Source organism: Kitasatospora sp. NPDC056783, assembly GCF_042789895.1.
Taxonomy (GTDB): Bacteria; Actinomycetota; Actinomycetes; order Streptomycetales; family Streptomycetaceae; genus Kitasatospora.
Genome location: NZ_JBHUAF010000712.1, coordinates 828 through 1,275 on the forward strand (window position 1 = coordinate 828; position 448 = coordinate 1,275).

General features: G+C 76.3%; 1 protein-coding gene. It reads left to right on the forward strand.

Annotated features, from left to right (window positions below):
* On the forward strand, positions 1-448 hold a 448-nt coding region (locus ACFRMQ_RS40810), incomplete at both ends, for an ATP-binding cassette domain-containing protein (RefSeq protein WP_380735990.1).

A 448-nucleotide genomic window follows, 5' to 3' on the forward strand; every position in this document is an offset into this window, starting at 1 on the left:
CACCGCCGGGAGCCTCACCGTCCTCGGCCACGACCTCCTCGCGCTCCCGCCCGAGGAACTGCGCCGGATCCGCCGCCACGACCTCGCCTTCGTCGGCCAGGACCCGGGCTCCGGACTCAACCCCCGCATGCGCGTCGAGCGGCTCATCGCCGAGACCTCCCCGCGACGCCGCCGGACCCGGGTGACGGACCTGCTGCGCGCCGTCCGCCTGCCGGTCGACGAAGGAATCGAACGCCGCCGGACCGCGAGCCTGTCCGGCGGACAGCAGCGGCGCGTCGCCCTCGCCCGCGCGCTCGCCCGCCGCCCCGCGATCCTCCTCCTCGACGAACCCACCGCCGGTCTGGACACCGCCCTGCGCGACGACATCGCCGACCTGCTCCGCGACCTCGCCGACCGCGGCGCCATCGCCATCGCCCTCACCAGCCACGACTGCGACTTCGTCGCCCGC